Origin of the sequence: Paenibacillus sp. Pae15 (assembly GCF_024519685.1) — a bacterium.
GTDB classification, from domain to species: Bacteria; Bacillota; Bacilli; order Paenibacillales; family NBRC-103111; genus Paenibacillus_G; species Paenibacillus_G naphthalenovorans.
Map to the genome: position 1 here is coordinate 91977 of NZ_JALJRM010000015.1, position 13499 is coordinate 105475.

Genomic DNA, 13499 nt, shown 5'->3' on the forward strand with positions numbered 1-13499 from the left:
TATCAATTTCATGACGAATGGGACTCCGGTTTTGGGGTCCTTTTCTCGTTTCCGGAGGAATGAACATGTTGTATGCCGGCCCAAGCGGCGGATGCTTTTGTCCGATTTTGCCGCCTTTTGGTTACGGAACCAGCTTGATCGAGGAGGGAGAAACCGTGCCATCGTTGGAGTTGATATCCAAAGAGAAAAACGGATTTGGCGACACGTATGATTACATCCGCGACTCAAACGGGGTGACCAGTCAAGTTCATGAAGGCGATTTAGACGCATTCATGAAAAAGAAAGGCGTTACGAAGTTGAAGGAAGGCAGAGCTTATACGTACCCCAAAAAGAGGGGGAAGGCACGATGAACCATAACCCCATCGGACGCTGCCTGGATTTCCAAAAGGAGCTGCGGCAATGAGCTATGTAAACAAGGAACAGATCGAACGTGCCAAAAGACTGGACCTGCTCACATATTTGCAAATGTACGAGCCGGCAGAACTGGTCCGATGCTCCCGCAATGTCTACACCACCCGGACACACGACAGCTTGAAAATTTCCAACGGCAAATGGTACTGGTGGTCAAGGGGGATCGGCGGGCGCTCGGCGCTGGACTATTTGATCAAAGTGCGGGGCATGTCTTTTCCCGATGCGGTGCTGCAAATGGAAGGCGTTCATCCAGGCAGCGCACCTGCATTTTCGCAATCTTTGCAACAACGCTCATCTCCAGCGCGGTTTGAGCTTCCCGAACCGAATCATACATCGCATCGCGTCATGGCCTATCTCAGCAAACGTGGTATCCATCGCACGTTGATCGACTACTGTCTCGAAACGGGGCGTTTGTATGAAAGCCGCCGCTATCACAACGCGGTATTCGTCGGTTTCGATCAGCAAGGAACGCCGCGCTATGCGGCGATACGCGGTACGACAAGCACTCGTTATATGGGGGAAGCCGCTGGCAGCGACAAGCGGTATTCGTTTTCCATTCCGGCCTCGGGAAACTGTACGGAACTGCATCTGTTTGAGAGCGCTATTGATCTCTTATCCTACTGTACGCTGGAACATCTCGCTGGCCGGGATTGGCGGCAGGCGCATAAGCTGTCGCTGGCCGGAATATACAGGCCCAGGACAAATGGGAAGGACTCTACTCCCCCGTCTGCCCTAACGCATTACTTGCAGTGCTTTCCCCAGGTGAATCGACTTGTCCTGCACCTGGACAATGATGAGCCGGGGCGATTGGCGGCAGCCACGATACAGAGGCTCCTCTCCCCCGCCCTTCTCATATCCGATGAGCCGCCTAAGTTCGGAAAGGATGTAAACAACGATTTGATGGAATTCCGAAGAAGACGCGGTGAACCATCCCGATAGCGGTAGACGCTGAACGGTTGGCGTCTTTTCTTTCTGGGCTAATGAAATTTATCACAGCATGTGGATAAGATGTGAATAGATGGGGATAAGTGCAGCCGCATTGATTGTATAGCATGTAATAGGTATAATAAAATCAATATACAGCTATGCAAGGAGTGACCAAGATGATTATCAAACCTTCCGCCAGTATCCGGCAAAACTATAATGAAATCGCCGATCTATGCAAAACATCCGGGGAACCGGTTTATCTGACCAAGAACGGTGAAGGCGATCTTGTCGTAATGGACATTGATACGTTTTCCCGTCGCGAGAAGATGTTAAAGCTGCGTGAAGAACTGCTCGCTGTGCAAGAAGATCGTTTGGCGGGCCGTGTTGGCGTGACGCCGGATGAACTGGACGCTTACCTGGAGGGCATTATTGACGAGGTGCAGCATGGAAAAGATGCCCCGTTATAAGATCATCGTCTCCGATCGCGCCCGCCAAATGCTGGCGACTCATGTGCGATTTCTTGCGGAGAAAAGTCCGGATGCGGCGCGAAAAACGAAAAACGAATTACTGCAAGCGATACGTTCCTTGGCGCGAATGCCGGAGCGCTATCCTTTTCTGGAAGCGGAATTTATCCCGTCAAACAAGTATCACAAGATGTTCGTGGAAAAATGGTATCTGGTGTTATATCAAATTCAGGATGAAATCGTGTATGTCGATTACATTGTAGACTGCCGTCAGGATTATCGCTGGTTGGTGAGATAACAAAAAAGTTCGAAGGAAGGCGCTGAGCGAATCGGCGTCTTTTTTGTGTTTTTTGGGTCCCTCTCTTTTTCCCGGCAGGTGCCTTGAAGGCAACGCGAGACGAATGTCTCGTGTTGCAGCAAGCACTGAATTTGGATATCCAAATTCGTTTGTTAGGGGTACAACCCCTAAGACCCCGTTTACACGATGCTATTGTCTCGATGCTCGAATTTTCCCGCGGCGATGAGATTTTCTGTCGGAAGCTCATGTTCGGAAAGGGGTGATGCAAATGAGGAAACGACCAATCTCTTTTCTGGTTCGCTTAAATGAAAGCGAGCATGCTCGCCTTATGACAGAAGTGAAAAAAACGGGACTTTCTCGGGAAGCGTACATTCGGGCATTGATCAATGGGTATATTCCCAAACCGCTACCGCCCCTGGATTATTACGCGATGATGCGTGAACTGAACGCTATTGGGAATAACCTGAATCAACTCACTGTGAAGGCCCATACGACTGGACATCTGGAACGGGCTGCATTTCAGGTGGAAGCCGACCGCTTACGTCACGCAGTCCAGCAGATTCAACAGGCTGTAACCGAACCGGAACGAAGACCACCAGTGCATCCAAATGTGCATCCGCCGTAAGGGGGGGAATTTCACGTGGCAACGACCGCAATCTGGGGGGTGACCGACAGGCTTAAGCGGGTGCTGGATTACGCCGCAAATCCTGACAAGACAGCAGAACGTAGCGAAGGTGGTTTGGAGCAGGTACTCGCTTATACACAGGCGGATGCCAAAACGGAGAAGCAACTATATGTCAGCGGTGTCAACTGCGATCCGTTAACGGCTTATGAGCAGATGCAGCGGACGAAGCGGCGGTTTTTTAAGACGGACGGCATTTTGGCCTTTCACGCCTATCAAGCGTTTGCGCCGGGGGAGACAACGCCGCAAATCGCTCATACCATCGGTGTTAAGTTAGCGCAGGAGTTGTGGGGGGAGCGCTTTGAAGTCGTCGTATCGACCCATTTGGATAAACTGCATGTGCACAATCACTTTGTGTTAAACTCGGTTTCCCTTGTGGATGGGAAACGGTATTACGACAACAAAGCTTCCTATGCTCTGCTGAGGCAGACATCCGACCGGCTTTGCCAGGAACATGCGCTATCGGTGATTGAGCATCCCGAACCGAGCAAAGCCAAGCATTATGGAGAATGGAAAGCGGAACGTGAGCGAAAGCCAACATGGAGAGGGCTAATCCGGCAGGACATCGATCAGGCTATTGCATCTTCCATGACGATGACACAGTTTTTTGCCCATTTACAAAAGCAAGGTTATGAGCTAAAAACGGCGGTTAAACATATGGCGATACGGCCGCCTGGAAAGACACGCTTTGTCCGTTTGCGCAGTCTAGGCGATGGCTATACCGAGGAAGCGATCAAGCAGCGAATATTGCGAAACCGAATACCTGAACGGGAAAGGCCATCCCATGTCCGCAGACGACGTGCCATGTGTAAGAGCCATGTTCGGTCTGGTCGCAAATTGCGCGGCTTGCAAGCTTTATATATCCGCTACTTGTTTGAAATGGGTGTGCTTCCTGGAAAACGAAAGCCTGTCAAAAAGCCATCCTTCAGGCTTCGGGAGGATTTGAGATACTTGTCGGTATTGATGGAGCAAACCAAGCTGCTATGCAAGTACCGCCTCACCCATCAAGAGGAGCTTCTCGCTTTCCGTGACGGGTTGGAGGAACAAATCCAATCTCTGCACCAGAAGCGCAAGTCGTTGTACAACCGAATTCGCCGCTGCAAGGATGCTGGCCAGCGAGAACAATACAAAACGCAAATTGCTGTTTGTTCTAAACGGCTTGCCTCGCTTCGAAAGGAGGTGAAGCTGGTTCAAGGCATTTTGGAGCGATCAGGAGAATTACGAGAGACGTTAAACAGAAGTGGCGCACAGGATCGAAAGGAGGAAATTTTCGATGAGTACCGAAACGGAAGCCGCCAATCAGGTCGTCAACATGAGCTTGAAAAGCATCGAAGTCATGGCCAAGATTTCCGGCGAAGGCGCTAAGCATTTGGCGGTATATTTGTTTGCGGCCTTGCAAGGACAGAAACGAACAAAGGGCAGCATCCGCTTGGAGAGTTTGCTGCGCAGCGGGAAAGAATTAAAGGTATTTGCGGTCAAGAACGAAGACCTGGCAACCTTCTGCAAGGAAGCCAAGCGGTATGGCGTGTTGTACTGTGCTTTGCGCGACAAAAAGAACGTGGACGGGATGTGCGATGTGATGGTCCGGGCGGAGGATGCGTCCAAAATCAATCGGATCGTGGAGCGTTTCCACTTGGCCACTGTGGATACCGCCAAAATTAAGAGTGAAATTGAAAAATCCAGTGGAATGTCCGAAGCGCCTGCTGTGGAACAAGGACATGAACCAGGTCACGAGCAAGTTCAGGAACAAGAGCTGCCGAAGGAAATCGCAGAAGAAAGGAATACAGACGACTTGTTGGATGAATTGATGGGAAAGTCCGAACTGCCGGAGCCGACTCCATCGGAGGACGACCATTCAACAGCGGAGAAGGAACCGGCGGAAACGTCCCATCCGTCCGAGAATACCTTCGAGCGCAACGAGGTTACCGCAAGGGATACTGATCCACCTTCTCGTCAAGAGCCGGAGCGAGTGTCCGTCCGTCAATTATTGCGGGAAATACGCGAAGAGAACCGCCAGCAAAGGAAATGGGAGAAAGACAGACAGCCGCGGGAACAAGCGGAGCCGTTGCCGTCTCGAAAGGAGCGGATAGCCGCCGATAAACAACAAGCGAACAAAGCAAAAGGTCGAAAGCGAGGGAAAGCCAAATGAGCGAACTGGATGATTTATTCCGACAGGATGCTGCGGCTTCCTCTTCTTTCCGTACAACCGAACCATCCTTCGATAAAGAAGCATGGGTGCAAAAGAAACAGGAGCTGCGGCAATGGACATATGATACGATTGATGCCACCACCTTGTCGGTGATGCAGAACGGTGAGGCGTTCCAGCAATATTTGGATGTCCAGAGCCGCTTTGACCGCTATAGCGTGGCCAATGCGCTGCTGCTTCTGGCGCAGCGGCCAAACGCGACTCGCATTGCCGATTTTGACACATGGAAGGAACAAGGGGTATTCGTTCGTCGAAAGGAAACAGGGTTTTACATTCTGGAACCGGGCGAAACCTATCAAAAGCAGGATGGCAGCACCGGTATCAGCTACAATCCGAAAAAGATGTTTGATATTGCTCAAACGACCGCCGTGTTGAAACGGGAAGAACCGGTATTCCCGGATGATCGCGCCCGTATTAAAGCATTAATTGACCGCGCCCCCGTTCCGATTGGCATTGGTGATTCGTTGCCATCGGAAAAGCATGCGCTCTATCAGCCAGAACCAAAAAACATTACCATTCGTCGCGGGCTTGAGGCCAGCGATATTTTTCGAGCGCTTGCCCAAGAACTGACACATGCTGAACTGGATAGCGGCGATGGACGGTACAACCGCTCGGATAACGAGTTTTTTGCCTACTCCGCTTCTTATGTGTGTGTTATGCAGGCAATTTGGCGTTGCAACCGATACCTTCCGTTTTGATCGAGCGCCGGAGAGGTTGAACGGGATGGAACCGCAGCAAGTCCGTGCCGAGTTGACGCTCATGAAGGAAGCTTTTCAACAAACAACCCAGAGAATGAACCGGAACCTATCACAACAGCGCCAGCCTAAACGATCCGATCCGGTTCGCTAAGTTTTGTCTGGAGGGAGTGCTATGAAAAAACAGGAACGAATCTTGTCTTTGAATCATTATGAGCATGGGATAGTCGTCCATGCGCTGAATGCGTTACGAAATGACTTAATCGGTGAGAAACGACCGACGGATGCCGTGGATGATTTATTGTTAAAAATGATTGATGCCCCATATCAAACCCATAAACGCCGGAGGCGCCATGAGGCGCGATGAAACCGCAAGGAGTAATCTAATACTCTTTGCGGTTTTTTTTATTCCCGTCATCTGGTCGGCGATGTTGGTCGCCCCCGCATGGGCAGAAGGGTTGCCGGACATACTGGCCCATCTCAGCACGGCGATTCGCCGTCCGTTTGACATTGAGTGGGTGGACGAGACGCCACGTTGCTTGTTGATCTTTTCGCTGACTTATGGTCTTTGCGCTGGGGCATATTTCGCGACTCCGCGCAACTATCGCCGACGGGAAGAGCACGGCAGCGCCCGCTGGGGCCGAGCGAAAACCGTCAATGCCAAGTATCGAGACAGACGGCCGGAACAAAACAAAATTTTGACGCAGCGGGTCAAAATCGGTCTAGATGGCCGCAAGCATCGCCGGAACCTGAACGTGTTGGTTGTCGGCGGCTCCGGCGCGGGCAAAACACGGTTCTATGCTAAGCCGAATGTGATGCAAGCCTCGACCTCTTACGTCGTTCTGGACCCAAAGGGGGAGATTTTGCGGGACACCGGTCATCTGCTTAAAGCCAAAGGCTATGACATCAAAGTGCTGGACCTGATTCACCCGCATCGTTCGCATGGCTATAACCCGTTTGTCTATTTGCAGGACGACAAGGACGTCTTGAAATTGGTGACCAACCTGATTCGCAATACGACACCCAAAAACAGCAACACGAACGATCCCTTCTGGGAGCGTTCGGAAACAGCGCTGCTGGAGGCGCTTATGTTGTACTTGCTTTATGAAGCGCCGCCGGAGGAACAGAACTTTCCGATGATTATGGAAATGATCGCCGCGGCGGAAGTGCGGGAGGAAGATGAGACGTATCAGAGTCCGCTGGACGAGTTGTTCGAGCGGTTGGAGATGCGCGACCCGGAGCATTTGGCGGTCAAACAGTACAACATTTTCAAATTGGCTGCCGGAAAAACGGCCAAATCCATTTTGATCGGGCTTGGCGTACGGCTGGAGAAATTCAATCTGACCAGCATCGCCGGCATGAGTACGGTGGATGAATTGGACTTGCCCCGCATGGGTACGAAAAAAACTGCCTTGTTTGCCGTCATCCCTGACAACGACAGCAGCTTTAACTTCATCGTCGGCATGCTGTACACGCAGCTTTTTCAATCGCTCATGTATGAAGCGGATTACCGGCATGGTGGGAGGCTGCCAACGCATGTTCATTTTGTAATGGACGAGTTTGCCAATGTGGCGTTGCCAGATGAATTTGACAAGCTACTGTCGACCATGCGGAGCCGGGAAATCTCGGTGTCGATTATCCTTCAAAACCTGGCGCAACTTAAAGCGTTGTACAAGGATGCCTGGGAATCGATTGTCGGCAACTGCGATGTGTTTTTGTACTTGGGAGGCAATGAACAATCCACACACAAATATGTGTCGGAACTGCTCGGCAAGGAAACGATTGACACCAACACCTACGGTGAGAGCAAGGGGCGCAGCGGTAATTATTCGATCAATTACCAGCATTCGGGAAGAGAATTGTTGACCCCGGACGAAGTGCGGATGTTGGATAACCGCTATGCCCTGCTCTTTATCCGTGGGGAACGTCCGATACAGGATGACAAGTATGATCTGCTGCGGCATCCGAACATCGAGCTTACAACGGATGGTCAGGCTTCGCCGTTCCAGCATGGAGGTACGGATTATGCCATCGACTGGTTATCGGTGCAGCTTCATGAAGACGGAGATTACGAGCTGTTGGCAGAGGATGAAGTGGAGTCATTATTTTTAGGAAAGGAATGATAGACGTGAAGCATCGATGGAAACGATGGATGACGCTGTACATGGTTTGCGTACTGATGGGGAGCTTTGCTACACCTACATACGCGAGCGATCCGATGACTACCGTGAACAATTTGTCTGATTTTATTTTTGGCCTGATCCGGGCTGTGGGCATGATTATCTTGGGTTTTGGCATTGTGCAGATTGGTTTGTCTTTCAAGTCTCACGACCCTACCCAAAGAGCTAACGGGTTCTTAACACTCGCCGGTGGCGTTGTCATTACCTTTACGAAGGAAATTCTCAACCTGATTGCCGGATAAGTACGGGTATTCGCATTCGGGGAATAAGCCAGCGGTTTGTTCCCCGAATCTGGGGGGAGGGTGAATGTGTCTAAGAACAGTTGGATCATCGACAATCTCGAAAATGCATTAGAGATCTGGAACGATAAAATGTCGGAGATTTGGGAGTTGGTCACCGAGTCGCCGGCGGATTTCAAAGGCGGTGGTATATGGCGCGTCATCTTAGATATTCACGGTGCGTTGCAAGCTACGGGATTGGCCTTGCTGGTATTGTTTTTTGTGATTGGCGTGATGAAAACGACCGGTAACTTTGCGGAAATTAAACGACCGGAGGTTGCCGTGAAGTTATTTGTTCGATTTATTTTGGCCAAGGCGGCGGTCACGTATGGTCTGGAATTGATGATGGCGCTATTTTCGATTGTACAGGGCATCATTGCCACCATGATTGGCCGTTCGGGATTTGGTTCATCGGACATGATGACATTGCCGGATACGATTGCCCAAGCGATTCAAGATGTGGGCTTCTGGCAAAGCATTCCGCTGTGGGTGGTAACGCTGCTTGGCAGCCTGTTCATCACCGTTTTATCGTTTATTATGATTCTCTCTGTTTACGGCCGTTTTTTTCGTCTCTATATTTACACAGCCATTGCTCCTGTCCCCCTCTCATCGTTTGCTGGGGAGCCGACCCAATCCATCGGCAGGTCCTTTTTAAAGGGATATGCCGCCGTTTGTTTAGAAGGGGCGATCATTGTGCTGGCTTGCATTGTTTTTTCGGCATTTGCTACCGCGCCATCGGTCGTGAACGAAGGCGCACAGGCGGTGACCATGGTCTGGACGTACATTGGCGAACTGATTTTCAACATGCTGGTTCTCGTCGGCATGGTGAAAATGGCGGATCGGATCGTGCGGGAGATGATGGGGCTGTAATCGAGGGCATGCTGCCGGGAGGGAAGGCAGTTCGGGGAGGATTAACGGATGGCTGCCAAAAAGAGCCTCAAAAGCGCCAGTGCATCGTTTCGTTGCTTTTCAGTACATTGATTTAGCGCAGCTAAAATCAGTTCGGTATCATTGCTTTTGCTATTTGTCTCTTGCTCCAGCAACAACTCATTCGGGGATAGTTTCAGCAGGGTACAAATACGAAGCATAGTTTCAATGGACATCCCGGCTTGTCCGCGTTCAATATCGGCGCAGAATCTGGGGACTCTCCCAATATACTCGGCCATTTGTTCTCGCGAGATATCCAAAGCTTCTCGCTGTTTCCGAATGCGCTGTCCTACCTTCTTTCTATCGTACACGCTCATCATTTTGCACCCCTTTATAATCGAATTCAGTTTATAACTCCTATTATGGAGGAGCATATAATTGACTAAAATGAGTTTAAAAAGTACTATCAGGGTAGTTTTTCTAATGACAACATGCTAATGCTTCATGATAGAGTTGCAAACAGAATGAGGAAGAGGAGTGCAAATGAGTGGATGATCTAGTAAGAAAACTGGAGAAAGAGAGGCAAAAATTAAACGAGCTTGGCGAAAAGTCGTTGATGCAATCGATTCCTTTATCCGACAATCAAGAGGTTCAGGAACAGAGTAGGAGGGTAGACGAGTTGATGGTGCAATATCAACGAATGAAGGCCAAGGATAGGCAACCGATATGGTAAAAGAGGGATGGAAGGGGCAAGGTCATGGGATTTCCAACGTGGTTCCGGGGAGCCATTCAAAGGCGATTGGATGAGGTTTCGGCACAAATCGAACATCATCCGGAGCTGAAAAAAATTAGAGATGAAGAAGATGAGGCGTTTCACACTATATTTGCGGGGCTGATCATGGCTCAAACACCTGAGTTTGAAGACTGGGAGGACAAGTATATTCTCAAGCAAGCCATGATGAATGAACGGCTGTACATGCAGGGATTGACAGATGGCATACAACTTGCCTCTGCTTTACTGAATCATTCCGACTCAACGCCACATGAAACGCCGGTTACATTTGGTCACGAAAAGGGCCAAGCAAAGACGAAGCCGTAAGATCAGGTATCTATCGGGAGGGATGACATGTGGAAGTGAAAATCAACCGGGAGATCCGGGAGTATACGGAAAGCATCTTTTTTGGACTGTCCTTGCGACAGTTCTTTTTTTCTGTTTTGGCCGTAGGTATGGCGATTGCGCTGTATTTTATGCTGCGCAGTCGTTTCGGCATCGAGACACTCAGTTGGGTATGCGTCTTGGGTGCGGCTCCCTTCGCCGCCCTGGGCTTTATCCGGTACCATGGTATGAATGCCGAGCAATTGCTATGGGCGTATATCAAATCGGAATTTTTAATGCCGCGGCGCTTGGTCTTCCACTCGACGAACACGTATGCGGCGGCGTTAAGCAAGACCATAGAGCAGTATGAAAAAGGAATGAAGCGCCATGATTAAGACGTTAAGTCGTATCATCAAGCAGGATAAGGAACGGTTTGTCATACCGAAAGGCGTACAACAAGTGATCCCGATTCGCTCTATTTGGGCGGACGGGATTTTTTTAGTTGGCAACAAGTTTACCAAGACGTATCGCTTCGAGGACATCAATTATTCCGTCGCCTCCCGCGAAGATAAGGAAGCGATGTTCCTGTCGTATTCCGAATTGCTCAATTCCTTTGACAGCGGGGCGACAACGAAAATCACCATCCATAACCGGAGGTTGAATCGAGCGGATTTTGAAAGTTCGGTCTTCATTCCGCTGCAGCAAGATGAACTGGACGAATATCGACAAGAGTATAATCAGATGCTGCTGGAAAAGTCCGTTGGGGCCAACGGTACGATTCAAGAGAAGTATATTACGATATCCATTGCCAAACCCAATATCGAAGAAGCCCGGCATTACTTTTCTCGAGTTGGGACCGACCTGATCGCCCATTTTTCTCGTCTCGGCTCCAAATGTACGGAACTGAACGCCACTGAGCGGCTGCGTATTTTTCACCATTTCTTCCGCCAGGGAGAGGAAACGGACTTTCGTTTCGACTTGTCGGAAACGATGCGCAAAGGACATGATTTCAAAGATTATATTTGTCCGGATACGTTTGAGTTTGAAAAGGATCATTTTCGGATGGGGAAGCTTTATGGCCGGGTCATCTTCCTGCGTGAGTATGCCAGCTATATCAAGGACAGTATGGTATCCGAGCTTTGCGACCTGCACCGCAACCTATTTCTGTCCCTTGACATCATTCCGATACCAACGGATGAGGCGGTTCGCGAAATCGAAAACCGTTTGTTGGGCGTGGAAACGAACATTACGAACTGGCAGCGGCGGCAAAACAATAACAACAACTTCTCCGCTGTTATCCCGTATGACATGGAGCAGCAGCGAAAAGAGAGCAAGGAATTTCTGGATGACCTGACGACTCGCGACCAACGCATGATGTTTGGCTTATTGACGATGGTGCATGTGGCCGAAAGCAAGGAGCAACTCGACAACGATACCGAAGCGATATTGACGACGGCCCGCAAACATCTGTGTCAATTCTCGCCTCTTATGTACCAGCAGATGGACGGTCTAAATACCGTGTTGCCTTATGGTTTACGGAAAGTACATGCTTTGAGAACGTTGACGACAGAAAGCACAGCGGTGTTTATCCCGTTTCGGGCGCAGGAAATCATGCATGAAGGCGGTATTTACTACGGACAAAACGTCATCAGTAAAAATATGCTCATTGCCAATCGCAAGCAGTTGCTCAATGGAAACAGCTTTATTTTGGGGGTATCGGGCTCCGGAAAAAGCTTTACGGCAAAAAGAGAAATCGTCAATCAAATACTGGCCAGCGGCGATGACATTATTCTGATTGACCCGGAACGTGAATATTCCGCCCTAGTAGAAGCGCTAGGCGGAGAGACCATTCATATCTCGGCCACGTCACCTAATCATATCAATGCGATGGATATAAACCGGCAATACGGTGACGGAGCAAATCCGATCATTTTAAAATCCGAATTTGTTCTTTCGTTATGCGAGCAACTGATCGGCGGTTTTCAGTTGGGAGCGAAGGAAAAGTCGATTATTGACCGTTGCACGGCCAGTGTGTATCGAAAATATCTGCAAAGCAATTACAAAGGGCAACCGCCTACCTTACAGGATTTTCGAGCGGAACTGCTCAAGCAATCCGAGCCGGAGGCGCAGGACATCGCGCTGGCGATTGAACTGTTTACCGCTGGCAGCTTGAATACGTTCGCCCAGCCGACTAACGTCAACGTTCATAACCGGCTGATCTGCTATGATATTTTGGATTTGGGCAAGCAACTGTTGCCGATTGGCATGCTGGTTGTATTGGACAGCATTCTGAATCGAATTACACAAAATCGCGCCAAGGGGAAAAACACGTTTATCTTCATCGATGAAATTTATCTGCTTTTCCAACACGAGTACAGCGCCAACTTTTTGTTCACGTTATGGAAACGTGTCCGAAAGTATGGCGCTTTTTGTACGGGGATTACGCAAAACGTGGATGATTTGTTGCAAAGTCATACGGCCCGAACGATGCTGGCCAATAGCGAATTTATCGTGATGCTGAATCAGGCCAGTACGGATCGCAAGGAGTTGGCGGAACTGCTTAATATTTCGGATCTCCAGCTTTCTTATATTACAAACGTCGATGCCGGGAATGGGCTGTTAAAGGTCGGCAGTTCTCTCGTGCCATTTACAGATAGCTTTCCACGGCATACAAAACTTTACCGTTTGATGACCACGAAACCGGGAGAATCGCTGTAAACCCTCGGCAAGCGGCTGATGAGATGCTTCATCAGCTGCTTGCCAATGTATGTAGATTCGGCTGGTTACAGCCGTCTGAGACAAGTGGTACTTGCTGGCTAATTGAGTGATGGTTAATTGGAGATGGAAGTCATTCCGGCGTGCAGAAAAAAAATTGACCAGGGCTTAATATGAAGAGTAAAGGTATATTTTACTATTCTATCGCTAGCGCACGACTACAAGACTATTTAAATTACTCTAGTCCTACGACTGTCGGGTTAGTCTGTTTCCCATTGAGAGGAGTTGTTTCATTATCGGTCTTTCAAAATACGGATGGTAGCACCTAATCTGCATACATAACTGAACAACAGGGCTTGCTTCTCATCATGGTGTTGCCATGAGAGCGGGAGTTGATATTGTTGGTTAATATCAAGTCGCGTGCAGCTCGTGCTGCCAGAGAACAGGCCCTAACTGAATTCGCTATCAGGCTCATTGAAGATGTGCCGCTGACGCGTTTGCCATGCTTGCAGAATGGTGTTACACGTTCAGTGGATCAAAGTTCGGACCCTTTGTGTGTACTTTCGAAGGGTCTTTTTTGTTTTTCTTTATTACGCATCAAGTTTAAAGGCGGCACAGGCTGCCGTTCACCTCCTCCTTGTTTTGGCTTGCTTGGCAATCAAAGCAAGGGAGAGGGATGA

Annotated in this window: 19 protein-coding genes; 18 read left to right on the forward strand and 1 reads right to left on the reverse strand. The window is 49.5% G+C overall.

Features of this window, described 5'->3' with window-relative positions; all coding sequences use genetic code 11:
• Window positions 1–65 precede the first annotated feature (65 nt).
• From NR121_RS14195 to NR121_RS14255, 13 genes are all read left to right on the forward strand, one after another.
• Window positions 66–350 carry a hypothetical protein gene (locus NR121_RS14195; protein ID WP_054819777.1) on the forward strand — a complete coding sequence of 95 codons (285 nt, stop codon included), beginning with the start codon at window positions 66–68 and terminating at the stop codon, window positions 348–350.
• 49 nt (window positions 351–399) lie between these two features.
• The gene (locus tag NR121_RS14200) at window positions 400–1350 is read left to right on the forward strand and encodes a DUF3991 domain-containing protein (protein WP_256831357.1); all 951 of its coding nucleotides are present in this window, start codon (window positions 400–402) and stop codon (window positions 1348–1350) included.
• Between the two features lie 164 nt (window positions 1351–1514).
• Window positions 1515–1805 (forward strand): type II toxin-antitoxin system Phd/YefM family antitoxin, encoded by a 291-nt coding sequence (locus tag NR121_RS14205; RefSeq protein ID WP_007130980.1) that lies wholly within the window; start codon window positions 1515–1517, stop codon window positions 1803–1805.
• Window positions 1783–2100, forward strand: coding sequence for a type II toxin-antitoxin system RelE/ParE family toxin (locus NR121_RS14210; protein ID WP_007130979.1), 318 nt, complete (start codon window positions 1783–1785; stop codon window positions 2098–2100). Before NR121_RS14205 ends, NR121_RS14210 begins: the two co-directional genes overlap by 23 nt.
• 268 nt (window positions 2101–2368) lie before the next feature.
• Entirely contained in the window at window positions 2369–2725 is a 357-nt protein-coding gene (locus NR121_RS14215) for a plasmid mobilization protein (protein WP_036623498.1), read from the forward strand.
• Window positions 2726–2740: 15 nt separating this feature from the next.
• Entirely contained in the window at window positions 2741–4147 is a 1407-nt protein-coding gene (locus tag NR121_RS14220) for a relaxase/mobilization nuclease domain-containing protein (protein WP_054819552.1), read from the forward strand.
• On the forward strand, window positions 4056–4931 hold the full coding sequence (locus tag NR121_RS14225; protein ID WP_054819553.1) for a DUF3801 domain-containing protein: 876 nt from the start codon (window positions 4056–4058) through the stop codon (window positions 4929–4931). Before NR121_RS14220 ends, NR121_RS14225 begins: the two co-directional genes overlap by 92 nt.
• Window positions 4928–5686, forward strand: a complete 759-nt coding sequence (locus NR121_RS14230; protein WP_256831358.1) for an ArdC-like ssDNA-binding domain-containing protein — start codon at window positions 4928–4930, stop codon at window positions 5684–5686. Before NR121_RS14225 ends, NR121_RS14230 begins: the two co-directional genes overlap by 4 nt.
• Window positions 5687–5711: 25 nt before the next feature.
• Window positions 5712–5837, forward strand: coding sequence for a hypothetical protein (locus NR121_RS14235; protein WP_256831359.1), 126 nt, complete (start codon window positions 5712–5714; stop codon window positions 5835–5837).
• A gap of 21 nt (window positions 5838–5858) precedes the next feature.
• Window positions 5859–6050 carry a hypothetical protein gene (locus NR121_RS14240; protein ID WP_216539110.1) on the forward strand — a complete coding sequence of 64 codons (192 nt, stop codon included), beginning with the start codon at window positions 5859–5861 and terminating at the stop codon, window positions 6048–6050.
• Entirely contained in the window at window positions 6037–7806 is a 1770-nt protein-coding gene (locus NR121_RS14245; protein ID WP_216539109.1) for a VirD4-like conjugal transfer protein, CD1115 family, read from the forward strand. Before NR121_RS14240 ends, NR121_RS14245 begins: the two co-directional genes overlap by 14 nt.
• Entirely contained in the window at window positions 7803–8105 is a 303-nt protein-coding gene (locus NR121_RS14250; protein ID WP_459980235.1) for a glutamyl-tRNA amidotransferase, read from the forward strand. Before NR121_RS14245 ends, NR121_RS14250 begins: the two co-directional genes overlap by 4 nt.
• Window positions 8106–8171: 66 nt before the next feature.
• The gene (locus NR121_RS14255) at window positions 8172–9011 is read left to right on the forward strand and encodes a VirB6/TrbL-like conjugal transfer protein, CD1112 family (RefSeq protein WP_256831360.1); all 840 of its coding nucleotides are present in this window, start codon (window positions 8172–8174) and stop codon (window positions 9009–9011) included.
• Between the two features lie 41 nt (window positions 9012–9052).
• Here the strand turns inward: NR121_RS14255 and NR121_RS14260 are convergent, their stop codons facing one another.
• Window positions 9053–9388 (reverse strand): helix-turn-helix domain-containing protein, encoded by a 336-nt coding sequence (locus NR121_RS14260; RefSeq protein WP_244996823.1) that lies wholly within the window; start codon window positions 9386–9388, stop codon window positions 9053–9055.
• 167 nt (window positions 9389–9555) lie between these two features.
• On the opposite strand from NR121_RS14260, the gene NR121_RS14265 reads away from it, so the two are divergent.
• The 5 genes from NR121_RS14265 (at window position 9556) to NR121_RS14285 (ending at window position 13499) form a co-directional block, all read left to right on the forward strand.
• Entirely contained in the window at window positions 9556–9741 is a 186-nt protein-coding gene (locus tag NR121_RS14265; RefSeq protein WP_054819554.1) for a Spo0E family sporulation regulatory protein-aspartic acid phosphatase, read from the forward strand.
• A gap of 24 nt (window positions 9742–9765) precedes the next feature.
• On the forward strand, window positions 9766–10107 hold the full coding sequence (locus NR121_RS14270) for a hypothetical protein (RefSeq protein ID WP_054819555.1): 342 nt from the start codon (window positions 9766–9768) through the stop codon (window positions 10105–10107).
• Between the two features lie 29 nt (window positions 10108–10136).
• Window positions 10137–10499 (forward strand): PrgI family protein, encoded by a 363-nt coding sequence (locus NR121_RS14275; protein WP_054819556.1) that lies wholly within the window; start codon window positions 10137–10139, stop codon window positions 10497–10499.
• A complete protein-coding gene (locus tag NR121_RS14280) occupies window positions 10492–12822 on the forward strand; it encodes a VirB4-like conjugal transfer ATPase, CD1110 family (protein ID WP_256831361.1) in 2331 nt (776 codons plus the stop codon). Before NR121_RS14275 ends, NR121_RS14280 begins: the two co-directional genes overlap by 8 nt.
• Window positions 12823–13220: 398 nt before the next feature.
• Entirely contained in the window at window positions 13221–13499 is a 279-nt protein-coding gene (locus tag NR121_RS14285; protein ID WP_256831363.1) for a hypothetical protein, read from the forward strand.

Excerpts from the sequence above, each read along its gene's own strand:
- NR121_RS14215 (WP_036623498.1), top strand. The coding sequence starts at position 2,369 with ATGAGGAAACGACCAATCTCTTTTCTGGTTCGCTTAAATGAAAGCGAG.
- NR121_RS14210 (WP_007130979.1), top strand. The coding sequence starts at position 1,783 with ATGGAAAAGATGCCCCGTTATAAGATCATCGTCTCCGATCGCGCCCGC.
- NR121_RS14280 (WP_256831361.1), top strand. The coding sequence starts at position 10,492 with ATGATTAAGACGTTAAGTCGTATCATCAAGCAGGATAAGGAACGGTTT.
- NR121_RS14195 (WP_054819777.1), top strand. The coding sequence starts at position 66 with ATGTTGTATGCCGGCCCAAGCGGCGGATGCTTTTGTCCGATTTTGCCG.
- NR121_RS14225 (WP_054819553.1), top strand. The coding sequence starts at position 4,056 with ATGAGTACCGAAACGGAAGCCGCCAATCAGGTCGTCAACATGAGCTTG.
- NR121_RS14240 (WP_216539110.1), top strand. The coding sequence starts at position 5,859 with ATGAAAAAACAGGAACGAATCTTGTCTTTGAATCATTATGAGCATGGG.
- NR121_RS14245 (WP_216539109.1), top strand. The coding sequence starts at position 6,037 with ATGAGGCGCGATGAAACCGCAAGGAGTAATCTAATACTCTTTGCGGTT.
- NR121_RS14260 (WP_244996823.1), bottom strand. The coding sequence starts at position 9,388 with ATGATGAGCGTGTACGATAGAAAGAAGGTAGGACAGCGCATTCGGAAA.
- NR121_RS14200 (WP_256831357.1), top strand. The coding sequence starts at position 400 with ATGAGCTATGTAAACAAGGAACAGATCGAACGTGCCAAAAGACTGGAC.
- NR121_RS14230 (WP_256831358.1), top strand. The coding sequence starts at position 4,928 with ATGAGCGAACTGGATGATTTATTCCGACAGGATGCTGCGGCTTCCTCT.
- NR121_RS14235 (WP_256831359.1), top strand. The coding sequence starts at position 5,712 with ATGGAACCGCAGCAAGTCCGTGCCGAGTTGACGCTCATGAAGGAAGCT.
- NR121_RS14250 (WP_459980235.1), top strand. The coding sequence starts at position 7,803 with ATGATAGACGTGAAGCATCGATGGAAACGATGGATGACGCTGTACATG.
- NR121_RS14270 (WP_054819555.1), top strand. The coding sequence starts at position 9,766 with ATGGGATTTCCAACGTGGTTCCGGGGAGCCATTCAAAGGCGATTGGAT.
- NR121_RS14205 (WP_007130980.1), top strand. The coding sequence starts at position 1,515 with ATGATTATCAAACCTTCCGCCAGTATCCGGCAAAACTATAATGAAATC.